Here is a 14,682-nt window from a genome sequence, read left to right as displayed (position 1 = left end):
GATGTCGGCCCTGGGAAAGGAGGGTGCCGGCGCGCTGCCGGCACCCCCCGTCAAGTCGCGCAAGAGCGTGACGGGCACCCGGGTGTGGGTGGCGGTGCTGTTCCTGCTGCCCGCGCTGGTGCTGCTCGGCGCGCTCGTGGTCTACCCGATCGGGTACTCGGTCTGGCGCAGCCTGTACGACGCCGGCGGTGACGGCTTCGTCGGTCTGGACAACTACGTCGACGTCTTCACCGACGACTCGACGCTGACGGCGGTGCGCAACACGGCGATCTGGGTCGCGGTGGCGCCGGCGGTGGTCACCGCGCTGGGCCTGATCTTCGCCGTGCTCACCGAACGGGTGCGCTGGGGCACGGCGTTCAAGCTGATCGTCTTCATGCCGATGGCGATCTCGATGCTCGCGGCCGGCATCATCTTCCGGCTGGTCTACCAGGCGGACCCGGACCAGGGGGTGGCGAACGCGATCGTCACGTCCGTGCACGACACGTTCGCCGACTCCTCGGTCTATCCCAAGGCCCGGCCGAACGCCCAGGTCAGTGATCTGAAGGCGTCCGGCGGCGGCTCGTTCACCTCGACGGGCACGGTGCGGGCGGGCACCCCGGCGCTGCTGCCCCTGGTCGGCATCGCGCCGAACCGGCTGCCGGGCTCCCCCGAGGACGCGAAGGCGGCCACCGGCAACGGTGTCACCGGCACCGTCTGGCTGGACTTCAAGCTGGGCGGGGGCGGCGAGAAGGGCGCGGTCGACGCGGGCGAGAAGGCGCTGGAGGGCATCAAGGTCGAGGCGGTCAAGGACGGCAAGGTGGTGGCCTCGGCGACCAGTGGCGCGGACGGCACGTTCACGCTGCCCGATTCCGCCGACGGGGCCCAACTGCGGTTGCCGGGCTCGAACTTCTCGGCCCCCTACAACGGCATCGACTGGCTCGGCCCGACCCTGGTGACCCCGTCGATCATCGGGGCGTACGTCTGGATGTGGGCGGGCTTCGCGATGGTGCTCATCGCGGCCGGTCTGGCCGGGGTGGACCGCAATCTGCTGGAGGCCGCGCGGGTGGACGGCGCCAACGAGTGGCAGGTGTTCCGCAGAGTCACGGTGCCGATGCTGGCGCCGGTCCTGATCGTCGTCCTGATCACGCTGATGATCAATGTGATGAAGGTCTTCGACCTGGTCTACATCATCGCGCCGCAACCCACCCAGGACGAGGCCAACGTGCTGGCCCTGCAACTGTTCCTGTCCTCCTTCGGCGGCGGGGGCAACTACGGGCTGGGCAGCGCGATCGGCATCATCCTCCTGCTGCTCGTGGTGCCGGTGATGATCGTCAACATCCGCCGGCTCAGGAAGGAGCGTGAGCGGTGAGCGCACTCGACACCTCCGTGCGCGGCAAGCGGTCCTGGGCGTCCCGGATGGCGAGCGGGGCGGCGGGCGGGGCACTGCGCGTCTTCCTGCTGCTGGTCGCGCTGTTCTGGCTGGTGCCGACCTTCGGGCTGCTGGTGTCCTCGTTCCGTGAGCCGACAGACATCGCCGCCGAGGGCTGGTGGAAGGTGTTCTCCGCGCCCGCCCAGCTCACCACCGAGAGCTACCGCACGCTGCTGGAGAACGACGACATCACCAGCGCGCTGTTCAACACCGTGTGGATCACCGTCCCGGCGACCCTGCTCGTGGTGATCATCGGCGCGATGGCCGGATACGCCTTCGCGTGGATGGACTTCAAGGGCCGCGACTGGTGGTTCATGGTGGTGATCGCGCTGCTGGTGGTGCCGGTGCAGGTGGCGCTGATCCCGCTGTCCGAACTCTTCGGCGAGCTGGGGATCTTCGGCTCCATCACCGGTGTGGTGCTGTTCCACGTGGCGTTCGGGCTGCCGTTCGCGATCTTCCTGCTGCGCAACTTCTTCGCGGAGATCCCGCGTGAGCTGCTGGAGGCGGCACGGCTCGACGGCGCGGGCGAGGCACGGCTGTTCGCGACGGTGGTGCTGCCGCTGGGCGCGCCGGCGATCGCCTCGCTGGGGATCTTCCAGTTCCTGTGGGTGTGGAACGACATGCTGGTGGCGCTGGTGTTCTCCAACGCCGACTCGCAGCCGCTGACGGTCGCCCTGCAGCAGCAGGTACGGCAGTTCGGCAGCAATATCGAGATCCTGGCGCCCGGCGCCTTCATCTCGATGGTGATCCCGCTGGCCGTGTTCTTCGCGTTCCAGCGGCAGTTCGTGTCCGGAGTCATGGCCGGCGCGGTGAAGTAGCTGGTAGGACAAGCGCATTGCGGGGCGGGCCGGTGGACACCGGCCCGCCCCCTGCCGTTCATCTGGGCATCCCCCATATGCCGTACGGAGCGTAACCAAGTCACTCCATCGGACGTTCCCGGGCCGAACGCCCGCGCCGACCGATGGATGTCCCTTGCCCAGGTTCAGTGTCATTGTCCCCGCGTACCAGGTTCAGGCGTACCTGCACGAGTGCCTGGAATCGGTGCTCTCGCAGTCGTATCCGGATCTGGAACTGATCGTGGTCGACGACTGCTCGCCGGATGCCTGTGGCGCGATCGGCGACGAGTTCGCGGCCCGCGATCCGCGGGTCAAGGCGGTGCATCTGCCTCAGAACCAGGGCCTCGGTCCGGCCCGCAACGCCGGGATGGCGCGGGCGGCCGGCGACTACCTGCTGTTCCTCGACGGCGACGACACCCTGACCCCTGGCGCCCTGGCCGCGATCGCCGACCGGCTGAAGGAGACCGGCGAGCCGGACGTCCTCGTCCACGACTACGCGCGCACGTACTGCACGGGGGAGACGATCCGCAACCAGGCCGCCGTCCAGCTCACCGAGCAGGGCCCGGCGCCGTTCCGCCTGGAGGACCGCCCCGGTCTGCTGCGGCTGCTGATGGTCGCCTGGAACAAGGCGTACCGGCGGGAGTTCGTCGAGGAGGCGGGCTTCACCTTCCCCACCGGCTACTACGAGGACACACCCTGGACCTACCCGGTCCTGATGACGGCGGGCTCGATCGCGACGCTGGACCGGGTGTGCGTGCACTACCGCCAGCGCCGCCGGGGCAGCATCCTGCGCACGCCCAGCCGCCGCCACTTCGATGTCTTCGAGCAGTACGACCGGGTCTTCGCGTTCGTCGAGGCGCGCCCCGAACTCGCCCAGTGGCGGCCGGTGTTGTTCCGCCGCATGGTCGACCACCTGGCGACGGTGTTCGCCCGCCCGGAGCGGCTGCCGCGCGGCACCCGCGCCGAGTTCCTGCGCACCGCCGCCGCCCACTACCGCCGCTACCGCACCCCGGGCGCCCCCGTCCCCCTGCGCGCCCGCCTCCGCCACACCCTGGTCCGCCTCGGCCTGCACCGCACCTACCGGGCCCTGCAGTTGGCCTCCGCCCTGCACCGCGGTGCCCTCGGGCTCACGAACGCTCTGCTGGACGCCCTGCACTCCGCCGCCCTGCAACTGCACTACCGGGTCCAGCTCCGCCTCCCCCTGCGCGCGGACCGGGCCGTGTTCGCCGCGTACTGGGGCCGCGGCCACGGCTGCAACCCGGGCGCGCTGGAGCAGGCGTTCCGCGCGCACGCCCCGCACATCCGCACGGCGTGGATCGCGCGCCCGGAGCACCACCACACGATCCCGGCCGCGACCCGCAGGCTGAGCCCCGGCACGGCCGCCTACTGGACGGCACTCGCCCGCTCCAAGTACCTCGTCAACAACGTCAACTTCGACCGCCGTCTGGTCAAGCGCCCCGGCCAGGTCCTCGTCCAGACCCAGCACGGCACCCCCCTCAAGCACATGGGCCTGGACCTGCGCGAACGCCCGGCGGCCGCCCGGGACATGGACTTCGACGCGCTCCTCAGGGGCGTCGACACCTGGGACTACGTCCTGTCCGCCAACCGACACACCACACTGACCTGGGAGCGCGTCTACCCGGGCGACTACACCACGCTCCCCTACGGCTATCCGCGCAACGACGTGTTCCAGCAGGCGACCTCGGCGGACGTGGCCCGGCTGCGCGAGACGCTCGGCATCCCCGAGGGCACGGTGGCGATCCTGTACGCGCCCACCCACCGCGACCACCGCCGCACCCAGCGCTCCGCGCTCGACCTGGACCGTGTCGTCGGCCGTCTCGGCCCGCGCTTCGTCGTCCTGGCCCGCGCCCACGCCCGGCACGGCGGCCCGCTCGCCGCCGGTACGGCCTCGGCCCGGGTCATCGACGTCACGGACCACCCGAGCGTGGAGGCCCTCTGTCTCGCCTCGGACGCCCTGGTCACCGACTACTCGTCGATCATGTTCGACTACGCCAACCTGGACCGCCCGATCGTCGTCCACGCCGAGGACCGCGAGGCCTACGAGGCGTCCCGCGGCACCTACTTCGACCTGCGTGACTGCCCGCCGGGCGCGGTGGCGCGCAGCGAGGACGAGCTCATCGACATCTTCGCCACAGGCCACTGGCGCGGCTCGCGCTCGGCCCAGCTGCGCACCGCGTTCCGGACGCGTTTTTGCCCGTACGACGACGGCCGCGCCGCCGAGCGCGTCGTACGGCATGTCGTGCTCGGCGAGCGGCGGGTGCCGCCGGTCGTGCCGTTGGAGGAGCGGCATCCGGTGCCGTCGGCGGCGGCGTCCCTGGCGCGTTCGCCGCTGGCCAGTGTGCAGCAGCCCACCGGGCCGCTGACGGTCACCGACAGTCTCTGAACACCGTTCTCGCCCCGGGGAGTTCCTATGCCTTCCAGCCCGTCGCGGCCCACTCCGAGCAGGCCGTCCACCTGGCGGCCGGCGGGGCGGCCGGGCGGCCGGCAGGCCGGCTGAGGACCCCGTGGGAACACCGACAGAAAGAGCAGAATGCCCCGCTTCAGCATCATCGTCCCGTCCCATGGGGTCGCGGGGCGGCTGTCCCTGGCGCTGGACTCGGTCCTCGCCCAGTCCTTCGGCGACTTCGAGCTGATCCCGGTCTGCGACGCACCGGACGCCCCTGCCGCGGACGTCGTCGCCGGGTACGCCGAGCGGGACTCCCGGGTGTCCCCGGTGCACTCACCCCCGTCGGACGGCCCGGCGGGGGCGCGCAACACCGGGATGCGGGCGGCGACCGGCACGTACGTGCTGTTCCTCGACGGCGACGACCGGCTCGTACCGGGCGCGCTGGCGGCGCTGGACGCCCGGCTGGCGGAGACCGGCGACGTCGACGTACTGCACTTCGAGCACGAGCGGACCCCCTGGTGGGAGGGCGCGCCGAGCAACCCGGCCGCTGCCCTGCTGGCGCGGGCGCCGCAGGGTGCCTTCTCCCCCGACCGGGCCCCGCACCTGACCGGCGTACAGCTTCCGGCCTGGAGCGCGGCCTACCGCCGCGCCTTTCTCGTCGAGCGGCAACTCACCTTCCCCGACGGCCACTTCACCGATGTCGGCTTCGGCGGACTGGTGGCGCTCAAGGCCGCCCGGGTCGCCGTGCTGCGCGCGGTCGTCGTACGGCACCTGGTGCGCCGGCAGGGCAGCCGGCCGGCCCGGCCCGGCGAGCACCACTTCGAACTCCTCGACCAGGCGGAACTGGTGCTCACGCAATCCGCCGGATCCGTCGAGCTGTTCGAGCAGCTCTTCGCCGCCGTGCTGAAGACGGCCGCCCACCCCAGGCGGCTGCCCGCCCGGCGGCGCCGCGCCTTCTTCCGCCGGGCGAGCCGCCTCTACCGGCGCCACCGCCCCGCCGGCTTCCAAACCCCGGGCGGCAGCCTCGGCGTACAGCACCGGCTGCTGGCGGCCGGCTCGTACACGGCGTTCCGGGCACTGCGCGCGGCCAACCGGGCGGCGGCCGGGGCGGCCGCACGCCTGCCCCGCCCGCGCGGGCTGCGCACCCGGCTCCTCTACCGCCTCCATCTGCGCCGCCCCCTGGACCCCAACCTGGCGGTGTACTGCGCCTATTGGGGCCGCGGCTACGCCTGCAACCCGGCCGCGATCCACGCCAAGGCGCGCGAACTGGCCCCGCACATCCGCTCGGTGTTCCTGGTGGAGGCCGGCCAGGCGCACACGATGCCGGAGGGCGTCGACCACGCCGTCATCGGCAGCCGCCGCTCCTGGGAGCTGCTGGCCCGCGCCAAGTACCTCGTCAACAACGCCAACTTCGCCGACGGCGTCGTCAAGCGGCCCGGCAGCGTCCACGTCCAGACGCAGCACGGCACACCGCTGAAGAAGATGGGCGTCGACCAGTCGACGTACCCCGTGGTGGCCGCGGCGACCGGCAGCTTCACCAAGCTGCTGCGCCGGGTGGACCGCTGGGACCACAACCTCTCGTCCAACCCCCACTCCACCGAGATGTGGGAGCGCGCGTTCCCCGGCTCGTACGAGCAGCTGGAGTACGGCTATCCGCGCAACGACGTGTACTGCACGGCGACCGCGCAGGACGTGGCCCGCATCCGCAGGCAGCTCGGTGTCCCGGAGGGCAGCACGGCGGTCCTGTACGCGCCCACCCACCGCGACCACCGCTCCGGCTTCGACACCGGCCTGGACCTGGAGGCCTTCTGCGAGGCGGCCGGCAAGAACGTGGTCGTGCTGCTGCGCGCCCACTACTTCTACGACCGCGGCGGGTCCCGGGCCTCCGGCCGGGTCGTCGACGTCACCTCGCACCGCTCCTCCGAGGACGTCTGCCTGGCCGCCGACGCGCTGGTCACCGACTACTCGTCGATCATGTTCGACTACGCCAACCTGGACCGGCCGATCGTCGTGCACGCCGACGACTGGGATGTCTACCGGGAGACGCGGGGCGTCTGCTTCGACCTCATGGAGGCACCGCCGGGCCCGGTGACGCGCACCCCGGAGGAGCTGGCCGCCGTCTTCCGCGACGGCTCGTACGCGTCCGCCGAGTCGGCCGCGCTGCGGGCCCGGTTCCGGGAGCGGTTCTGCCCGTTCGACGACGGCCGGGCCGCCGAGCGGGTCGTACGCCGGGTGTTCCTGGGCGAGCCGCCGGAAGCGCTGCCGCCGGTCGTGCCGCTCGCCGAGCGCACCCCCGCCCCCGCCGCGACGACCCTCGTAAGGAGCTGACGTGCCCCGCTTCAGCATCATCGTGCCCGTCTTCAAGGTGCAGGGCTTTCTGCGCGAGTGCCTCGACTCGGTCCTGGAGCAGTCCTACCGGGACATCGAGGTGATCGCCGTCGACGACTGCTCGCCGGACCGCTGCAGCGCGATCCTCGACGATTACGCGGCCCGCGACGAGCGGATGCGCGTACTGCACCTGCCGGAGAACGTCGGCCTCGGCCGCGCCCGCAACGCCGGACTCCCGCACGCCACCGGCGACTTCCTGTTCTTCCTCGACAGCGACGACACCCTCACCCCGGGCGCGCTGCGCGCGATGGCCGACCGGCTCGACGAGACCTCCGACCCGGACGTGCTGGTCTTCGACTATGTGCGCACCTACTGGTGGGGCGGCACGCGCCGCAACATCCTCGCCCGGGTGCTGTCCGAGGTCGGCGAGGACACCTTCACCGTCGCCGAACACCCCGAGATCCTCGACCTGTTGATGGTGGTGTGGAACAAGGTGTACCGGCGTGACTTCGTCGAGCGGGAGGGCTTCGTCTTCCCGCCCGGCTACTACGAGGACACGCCGTGGACGTTCCCGGTGCTGCTCGGCGCCGAGCGGATCGCCGCGCTGGACCGGATCTGCGTGAACTACCGCCAGCGCCGCCAGGGCAACATCCTGTCCACCACCAGCCGCAAGCACTTCGACATCCACGACCAGTACGAGCGTGTCTTCGCGTTTCTCGACTCCCGCCCGGCGCTGGCGAGTTGGCGGCCGTATCTGCACGCCAAGATGGGCGAGCACTGCCTGGACATCCTCGCCAAGCCGGACCGGCTGCCGCCGTCCGACAAGGGCGAGTTCTTCGACCGTACGGCCGAGATGTACCGCAGGTACAAGCCCGAGGGCGCCACTGGGATCCAGGCGCTGGAGGGCGGTTACGCCGCCTACCGGGCAAGGCGGGCCGCGGCGCGTGCCGGGCGGGAGGTCGAGCGGCGGGTGCGGAAGGTCCGGCGCTCGGCGGGCCGTACGGTCGCCCGCAGGCGCTCGGCGCTGAGCGCCCGCCGCGCACCGGACCCGCACCTCGCCCTCTACTCGGCGTTCTCGCACCGGGGCGTGCTCGGCGACCCGGCGGCGATCCACCGCAAGGCCCGTGAACTCGCCCCGCACATCCGCGGGGTGTGGGTGGTCCGCGACGAGGAGACGGCCGCGCTGCTGCCGCCGGACACCGAGCATGTGCTGCTCAACTCGCCGGAGTACCGCCGGGTCGCCGCGCGGGCCACGTACTTCGTCAACAACGTCAACTGGCCCGGCGCCCTGGCCAAGCGCTCCGGCACCGTCCATCTCCACACCCACCAGGGCACCCCGCTCAAGTACATGGCCGCCGACCTGCTGGACCGGCCCGGCGCCCGGCACGGCCTCGACGTGCCACGGATGCTGCGCCGCGCCGACCGCTGGGACTACAGCCTGGTCGCCAACCGGCACTCCGAGCTGGTGTGGGAACGCGCCTACCCGTGCCACTTCACCTCGCTGCGCACCGGCAGTCCCCGCAACGACGTCCTGGTCAACGCCGGTCCCGAACACGGCCTCGCGGTCCGCGCCCGGCTGGGCATCCCGGCCGACCACACCGTCGTCCTCTACGCGCCGACCCGCCGCGACTACCGCCGGGGCGGCCATGTCGACCGCGTGGACCTGGCCCGGTTCGCCGAGGACCTCGGCGCGGGCCACACCCTCGTCGTCCGTCTGCACCCGTCCCTGGCCGCCGGTCCGGCGCGCGGCCTCGGCCTGGCCGAGCTGCACCGCCGGGGCGTCCTGGTCGACGCGACGGACGAGCCGCACGTCGAGGACGTGATGCTCGCCTCCGACCTGCTGGTCACCGACTACTCGGCCCTGATGTTCGACTACGCCAACCTCGACCGGCCGATCGTGGTCCACGCCGACGACTGGGGCGCGTACCGGGCGAGCCGGGGCACCTACTTCGACATCACCGCCGATCCGCCCGGCCATGTGTCGCGCTCCTACCGGGAGCTGGCCTGGCTGCTGGCCTCCGGCACCTGGCGGGACGGTGACGCGGCACGGCTGCGGGCGGGGTTCCGGGACCGGTTCTGCGAGTTCGACGACGGGCGGGCCGCGGAGCGGGTCGTACGGACGCTGATGCTGGGCGAGCGGATGCCGGGGCCGGTGGCCTCGGTGCCCGCCCCCGCGCAGGGTCCCGACGTCCTCACGTCGTCGTGAGGCCGCGCACCTGGGTGCTGGTCCTGGCCGCCGTCTTCGCGGTCCTGCAACTGGCCAACGTCACCGGCCGGGACACCCCCGACACCAGGAACTACCTGTCGTCCGCGCTCACCCTGCGCGGTGACACGAAGACGGAGGCGGCGGCCGCGACGATCGAGCACTACTGCGCGTCCCGGGCGTCGACCGTGCACCGCAACCAGGACGTGCACGTGCTCCGCTTCCACCGGCCGGACCCCACCGCGCGGGTCATGGCGGAGTGCCGGGCCCAGGAGTGGCCGGAGGTCGAGGCGCGGCTGAGCGGCGGGCGGACGGTCGGGCACACCGTGCCGTTCGCCTCGGAACGGTTCATGCGGATCTTCTCGGTCCGGCCCGGATATCCGGTCCTCCTCATCCCGTTCGTCACGGTGTTCGGCGCGACCTGGGGCCTGTGGGCGGCGGGCGTCGCGATCACGGTGGCGGGCGGGGTGCTGGCCTTCCTGATCCTGCGCACGCTGTCCGTCCCGGTGCCGCTCGCGCTGACCGGGCAGGCGCTGTACTACGTCCTGCCGTGCGGCACGACCGCCATGCGGCCGATGGCCGAGGGCCTGCTGCTGGCGCTGACGCTGGCCGCGCTGTGGGGCTGTGCGCTGGTGCTGCGGGGGCGGCGGGCCGGGCTCGCGCTGATCGGCGGCTGCCTGGCCGCGCTGTTCACCGTGAAGCACTCGCAGGCGCTGTTCCTCGGCGTGTGCCTGGCGGGCGCGGGAGCCGTGGTCGCCGTGGCGCGGTGGCGGCGGGGCCGGGCGCCGGGGCGGGGCATCGTGGCGATCGTGGGCATCGGCCTGTCCGCCGCGCTCGGGACGGTGCTGCTGTCGAAGCTGCTCGGGTACCCGTCGGCGTCCGAGAGCGTCCAGGACCTGCTCGCCGACCACTTCACCCGCCCCGACCGGACCCGCCCCTGGCCGGAGTTCCTGCACCTCCAGCTGAACTTCTGGCTGGAGTGGCTGCGCCGCCAGGCGCTGGAGCCGCTGTTCGTGACGGCGCTGGCCGCCGGGGTGTGGGGGGCGCTGCGGCGCCCGGTGTTCGGGCTCTTCCTGGTCGCGGCCGCGTTCACCGGGATCCTCACGCAGGCCGGCCACCCGGACATCGCCATCTGGGGCGGCCGGCTGATCGTGCTGGCATGGCTGCTGCCGGTGGTGGGGGTGCCGCTGCTGCTGGAGCATCTGCTGCGCGGGCGGGTGTCGCTGCCGGTGCAGGGGCACACCGATCGGGCTCACTCGATGAGGTGAGACGAGGTCAAGCCGTTGACCCCGACGGGAACATACGGCAAATGTCCCAGACGCTCGTCGCCCAACGGGCCGCGCAGGGCGCCACGGCACTGCGCGGCGGCCGGTCCTGGCGCCCCACCCCGTACCAGGTGTTCGGCTTCCTGTTCTGGCTGCTGATGTCACTGGCCTACTGGCGGCTGCCGCTGTGCTGCGACGCCGGCCAGCACGCCGCGGTCGTCGAACGCCTGAAGGCGAACCTGCTCGACCCCCGCCACCCCATGGCCGACCTGCCGGGCCGGGGCAGCCCCTACTACTCGCCGTACGCGGTCGCCCAGGGCGCGTTCGCCCGCCTGACCGGGCTGGGCGGCTGGGCGGTGGTGAAGCTCGCCGGCCCCCTGAACCTGCTCGTCCTGCTGACCGGCATCGGCCGCTTCACCCGGATGCTGACACCCCGGCCGTGGGCCCCGGTGCTCGCCCTGGCCGCGATGACCCTGCTGTGGGGCACCGAGCGGGCCTGGTGGAGCGGCTATCTGGGCCTGATGTCGATGACGGGCAATCTCGGCTACCCGTCGGCGTTCGCGATCGGCCTGACGTTCTGGGCGTGGGGGCTGACGGGGGCGCGGGCAAGGAATGCGGGGGCGGTGCGGTTCGTGGGACCGAGCGGACTGCCTGGGCTCGGCGGGTACATGGGGCTGGGCGTGCTGTACGGCCTGATCCTGCTGATCCACCCGATCACGGCGTTGGGGGCGGCTTTGGGAGCGGCGGCACTCATCGCGCCCCCGAAGGGGCGCGGGGCTGTGTTGGATATGCGGCTACCGCCGCGTGGGCGCGACCAGCCCCCACTGCCCCGCAGATACATGCTGACCCGCTGGACCCTGCTGGCAGCAACCGCGCTACTGATCTCCGCGACCTGGCCCTACTTCGACATCTTCACCCTCGTCGGAGACGCCCGCGTGGACGCCATGCACCACCGCCTCTACCTGAACCTCGACGACCAGTTCTGGCTGGCGCTGCTCGGCCTCCCGGCCCTCTGGCTCCGGGCGTACCGAACCTCCTGGCGCGACCCCCTGGTCCTGCTGTTCGCCCTCGACTGCCTGGCCCTGGCCTACGGCTGGTTCAGCGGCCACTACACCTACGGCAGGATCCTCGGACTCACCCTCGTCCCCCTCCAGTTCGCGCTGGCCGTGGAGCTCGCGGCACCGCGCCCGTGGCCGTCGTGGCGCAAGGCGCTGGGCACGGTTGCGGCGGTCGGGGCCTGCGTCGGCTTCCTCACGGTCCAGGCCGGAGCCGTGGTCCCGCGCACCCTGGACCCCGTCGGCTTCGAACAGCCGCCGCGCTGGCCGACGTACGCCTGGGCCGCGCAGCACATCGGGCCCGGCGAGGTGGTGATCGCCGACGGCTACCACGCCGTCCACGCGATCGCGGGCCACGGCCCGAACCTCGCCGCGCCCGCCTGGCCGGACGCGGCACTGGACGAGGGCGAGCGGCGTCGGCGGCTGGCCGACGTCCGCGCCTATCTGTCGCCCGGCTCGACCCGCGCCGAGCGCTCCGCCGTCGTCCGCCGCTATCACGTGCGCTGGCTGCTGCTGACGCGCTGGCGCACGGTGCCCGAGGAGGCGGTGGTCGTGGCGTGGAGCCCACGGACGGGGGAGGTGCTGGCGCGGGTGCCCTCGGGGGTTACTCGACGATGAGGTCGACCTCGATGTTGCCGCGGGTGGCGTTGGAGTAGGGGCAGACCTGGTGGGCCTGCTCGACCAGCTTGCGGCCGGTGGCCTCGTCGACGCTCTCCGGCAGCTCGATGCGGAGGGTCACCGCCAGGCCGAAGCCCGCGCCCTGCTTGCCTATGCCGACCTCACCGGTGACGGCGGCGTCGCTCACGTCCACCTTGGCCTGGCGGCCGACCAGGCCGAGGGCGCTGGCGAAGCAGGCGGCGTAACCGGCGGCGAAGAGCTGCTCGGGGTTGGTGCCCTGGCCGTTGCCACCGAGCTCCACCGGCGGGGCCAGCTGGAGGTCGAGCTTGCCGTCGGAGCTGACAGCGCGGCCCTCGCGGCCGTGAGTGGCGGTGGCGACTGCGGTGTAGATCGCGTCCATGGAAAGACCCATCCCTGTTCGAGAAGTCGGTGCGGCGCTTACGGAGACAAGTAGAGCACACAACTAAGTTGTGCACAACTAAATTGGACGCAGGGGCTACCCTGGAAGCATGACCCGCACCGCCGAGACCCCCGCCGCCACCGCGTCCCAGGAGAACTGGCTCCGCCTGGACAGCCAGATCTGCTTCTCCCTGCACGCCGCCTCGCGCGCCTTCAACGGCGTCTACCGCGTGGTCCTCAAGGACCTCGGCCTCACCTACCCCCAGTACCTCGCGATGCTGGTCCTGTGGGAGGACGGGGATCTGCCGGTCAAGAAGCTGGGCGAGCGGCTGCGGCTCGACTCCGGCACGCTCTCGCCGCTGCTGAAGCGGCTGGAGGCGGCCGGTCTCGTCCGCCGGGAGCGCAGCGCGCGCGACGAGCGGTCCGTGGAGGTGCGGCTGACCGAGCAGGGCACGGCCCTGCGCGAGCAGGCGCTTCAGGTGCCGCGCCGGATCGCGGCGGCCACCGGGTTCGACGTCGAGGAGATCCGTGCGCTGCGGACCCGCCTGGACGAGCTCACCCGGACCCTGGACGAGGCGGCGCTGTCGGAGACGCCGGGGTGCGCGCAGTAGCGGGACGGCGCTCGTAGAGACGCAGGGTCACACCGCCCCGGGCGTGCTCGGCACGCGGCACGAACTGCTCCCCCACGACGGCGAGCTTGGCCCGCTCGCCGGGGTTGCGCGGAGACCAGCGTGAGCCCAGCGCGTACGGCTCGGCGACGACCCACACCCGTGCCACCCCGGCCAGCCTGCGCCGCATCTCCCCGGCCCCGACCTCCCGCCCGTACAGCGTCCCCGACCATGCCCCGGACTCCCGCAGCGCGATGTCCCACGCCGCCCGGAACCCCGCCGGGTACGCCACCGCCGCCCGTCGCCCGATGGAGGGCACGAACAGCACCGGCTCCCCGGGCCCGATCTGCCGGCCGGCCAGGGAGGAGACGGCCGCGAGATTGTCGGGACGGCGGTCGGGGGTGCGGTCCTCGCGATGGAGGGGGAGGTGGTGCAGGAAGACGAGGAGAAGGGCGAGGGCACCGGCGGCGCCCTGCACCCGGCCACCGATCCGCAGGCCGGCCACGGCCCCCGCCACCCGATCCGCCCCCACGGCCACCAGCAGCGGCGCCCCCGCCATGGCGTACAGCACGTACCGGTCGTCGTACATCGGCCGCACCTGCGACACCAGCATCAGCAACCCCGGTGGCACCACCATCAGCGGCAGCGCCACCGCCACGGCCCGGCCCCCCACCGCCACCACGCCCACCAGCATCAGCACCACCCCCACCTCGAACACCGCCCCCGCCGGCGCCACCACAAAGCTCCGCAGCAGCCGCACCGCGCTCCCCCACCCCGGCTCCGGCAGCCACCCGACCTGCCCCGCCTGTTCCCGCGACACCACGACCAGCGGCACCAGCAGGGCGCAGACCCCCGCCGCCGACCCTGCCCAGGCCGTCCACACCCTCCGCCCCGCCCGCGCCGCGGCCAACGTCACCGCATGCGCGCACAGCACCAGCACCGCCAGTTCGTGCAGCAGACAGGTCACGGCGACGACACCGCCGTACCCCCACCACGTCCAGCCGCCCTCCGGCCCCCACACCCCGCGCACCAACAGCAGCGTCGCGCCCGCCACGCCCGCCGCGACCAGCGCGTACGACCGTCCCTCCTGGGCGTAGTGACCGGCCAGCGGCGTCATCGCGTACATCAGTCCGGCCCACAGCCCGACCCGCGGGCGGCCCAGCCGTACACCGAGCGCCGCCACGAGAGCCGCCGTCGCGGCCGCCCCGCAGACCGACGGGAGCCGCAGGGCCACCTCGCCGGGGCGGACGGCGACGACGGCGTGCATGAGGAGGTAGTACAGGCCGTGCACCGCGTCCACGCCGTGCAGCAACCGCCAGATCTGCGGGACGGACCGGCGCGCGACCTGGAAGGTGACCGCCTCGTCGCGCCATATGCCCCCGCGGTCGATCCCCCACAGCCCGACCACGGACATCGAGCCCGCGGGCACGCCCACCGCCACCCAGCCGCGTCTCCTCACCACAGCCCAGATCCTGTGCGACCGGCCGACACTTACCGTTCATTGACGGCCAATCCGAGTGGATATGCTCCACGCACGGGCCAACTGACGAGGGGA

10 protein-coding genes are annotated in these 14,682 nt (G+C 72.6%); 8 read left to right on the top strand and 2 right to left on the bottom strand.

What is annotated here, in order from left to right; genetic code table 11:
- Position 1: 1 nt before the first annotated feature.
- The 7 genes from AB0Q90_RS31690 (at position 2) to AB0Q90_RS31660 (ending at position 12,120) form a co-directional block, all read left to right on the top strand.
- Positions 2-1,348, top strand: a complete 1,347-nt coding sequence (locus tag AB0Q90_RS31690) for a sugar ABC transporter permease (RefSeq protein ID WP_363165917.1) — start codon at positions 2-4, stop codon at positions 1,346-1,348.
- Positions 1,345-2,226: a carbohydrate ABC transporter permease gene (locus tag AB0Q90_RS31685; RefSeq protein ID WP_363165918.1), complete on the top strand. Its 882-nt coding sequence runs from the start codon at positions 1,345-1,347 to the stop codon at positions 2,224-2,226. Before AB0Q90_RS31690 ends, AB0Q90_RS31685 begins: the two co-directional genes overlap by 4 nt.
- A 154-nt stretch (positions 2,227-2,380) precedes the next feature.
- On the top strand, positions 2,381-4,648 hold the full coding sequence (locus tag AB0Q90_RS31680; RefSeq protein WP_363165688.1) for a bifunctional glycosyltransferase family 2 protein/CDP-glycerol:glycerophosphate glycerophosphotransferase: 2,268 nt from the start codon (positions 2,381-2,383) through the stop codon (positions 4,646-4,648).
- Between the two features lie 147 nt (positions 4,649-4,795).
- Positions 4,796-6,979, top strand: a complete 2,184-nt coding sequence (locus AB0Q90_RS31675) for a bifunctional glycosyltransferase family 2 protein/CDP-glycerol:glycerophosphate glycerophosphotransferase (RefSeq protein WP_363165687.1) — start codon at positions 4,796-4,798, stop codon at positions 6,977-6,979.
- 1 nt (position 6,980) lies between these two features.
- Positions 6,981-9,185, top strand: a complete 2,205-nt coding sequence (locus tag AB0Q90_RS31670) for a CDP-glycerol glycerophosphotransferase family protein (protein WP_363165686.1) — start codon at positions 6,981-6,983, stop codon at positions 9,183-9,185.
- On the top strand, positions 9,182-10,450 hold the full coding sequence (locus tag AB0Q90_RS31665; protein WP_363165685.1) for a hypothetical protein: 1,269 nt from the start codon (positions 9,182-9,184) through the stop codon (positions 10,448-10,450). The genes AB0Q90_RS31670 and AB0Q90_RS31665 overlap by 4 nt, the downstream gene beginning before the upstream one ends.
- A gap of 41 nt (positions 10,451-10,491) precedes the next feature.
- Positions 10,492-12,120, top strand: coding sequence for a hypothetical protein (locus AB0Q90_RS31660; RefSeq protein ID WP_363165684.1), 1,629 nt, complete (start codon positions 10,492-10,494; stop codon positions 12,118-12,120).
- Here AB0Q90_RS31660 and AB0Q90_RS31655 read toward each other — a convergent pair.
- Positions 12,107-12,520: an organic hydroperoxide resistance protein gene (locus AB0Q90_RS31655; protein ID WP_363165683.1), complete on the bottom strand. Its 414-nt coding sequence runs from the start codon at positions 12,518-12,520 to the stop codon at positions 12,107-12,109. The two genes, AB0Q90_RS31660 and AB0Q90_RS31655, sit on opposite strands and share 14 nt — an antisense overlap.
- A 109-nt stretch (positions 12,521-12,629) precedes the next feature.
- On the opposite strand from AB0Q90_RS31655, the gene AB0Q90_RS31650 reads away from it, so the two are divergent.
- A complete protein-coding gene (locus AB0Q90_RS31650) occupies positions 12,630-13,130 on the top strand; it encodes a MarR family transcriptional regulator (protein ID WP_363165682.1) in 501 nt (166 codons plus the stop codon).
- On the opposite strand, the gene AB0Q90_RS31645 is transcribed toward AB0Q90_RS31650, so the two are convergent.
- Positions 13,075-14,589 carry a glycosyltransferase family 39 protein gene (locus AB0Q90_RS31645; RefSeq protein ID WP_363165681.1) on the bottom strand — a complete coding sequence of 505 codons (1,515 nt, stop codon included), beginning with the start codon at positions 14,587-14,589 and terminating at the stop codon, positions 13,075-13,077. The genes AB0Q90_RS31650 and AB0Q90_RS31645 overlap by 56 nt on opposite strands.
- Between the last annotated feature and the right edge of the window lie 93 nt (positions 14,590-14,682).

Source organism: Streptomyces sp. NPDC079141 (assembly GCF_040686775.1).
In the GTDB taxonomy this organism is placed as follows: Bacteria; Actinomycetota; Actinomycetes; order Streptomycetales; family Streptomycetaceae; genus Streptomyces.
Note: the sequence above shows the minus strand (reverse complement) of the source record. Positions and strands in the feature narration are given on the sequence as shown.

Bases quoted from the DNA above. Each gene is read 5' to 3' on its own strand.
- AB0Q90_RS31690 (WP_363165917.1), top strand. From the start codon at position 2: ATGTCGGCCCTGGGAAAGGAGGGTGCCGGCGCGCTGCCGGCACCCCCC.
- AB0Q90_RS31655 (WP_363165683.1), bottom strand. From the start codon at position 12,520: ATGGACGCGATCTACACCGCAGTCGCCACCGCCACTCACGGCCGCGAG.
- AB0Q90_RS31650 (WP_363165682.1), top strand. From the start codon at position 12,630: ATGACCCGCACCGCCGAGACCCCCGCCGCCACCGCGTCCCAGGAGAAC.
- AB0Q90_RS31660 (WP_363165684.1), top strand. From the start codon at position 10,492: ATGTCCCAGACGCTCGTCGCCCAACGGGCCGCGCAGGGCGCCACGGCA.
- AB0Q90_RS31675 (WP_363165687.1), top strand. From the start codon at position 4,796: ATGCCCCGCTTCAGCATCATCGTCCCGTCCCATGGGGTCGCGGGGCGG.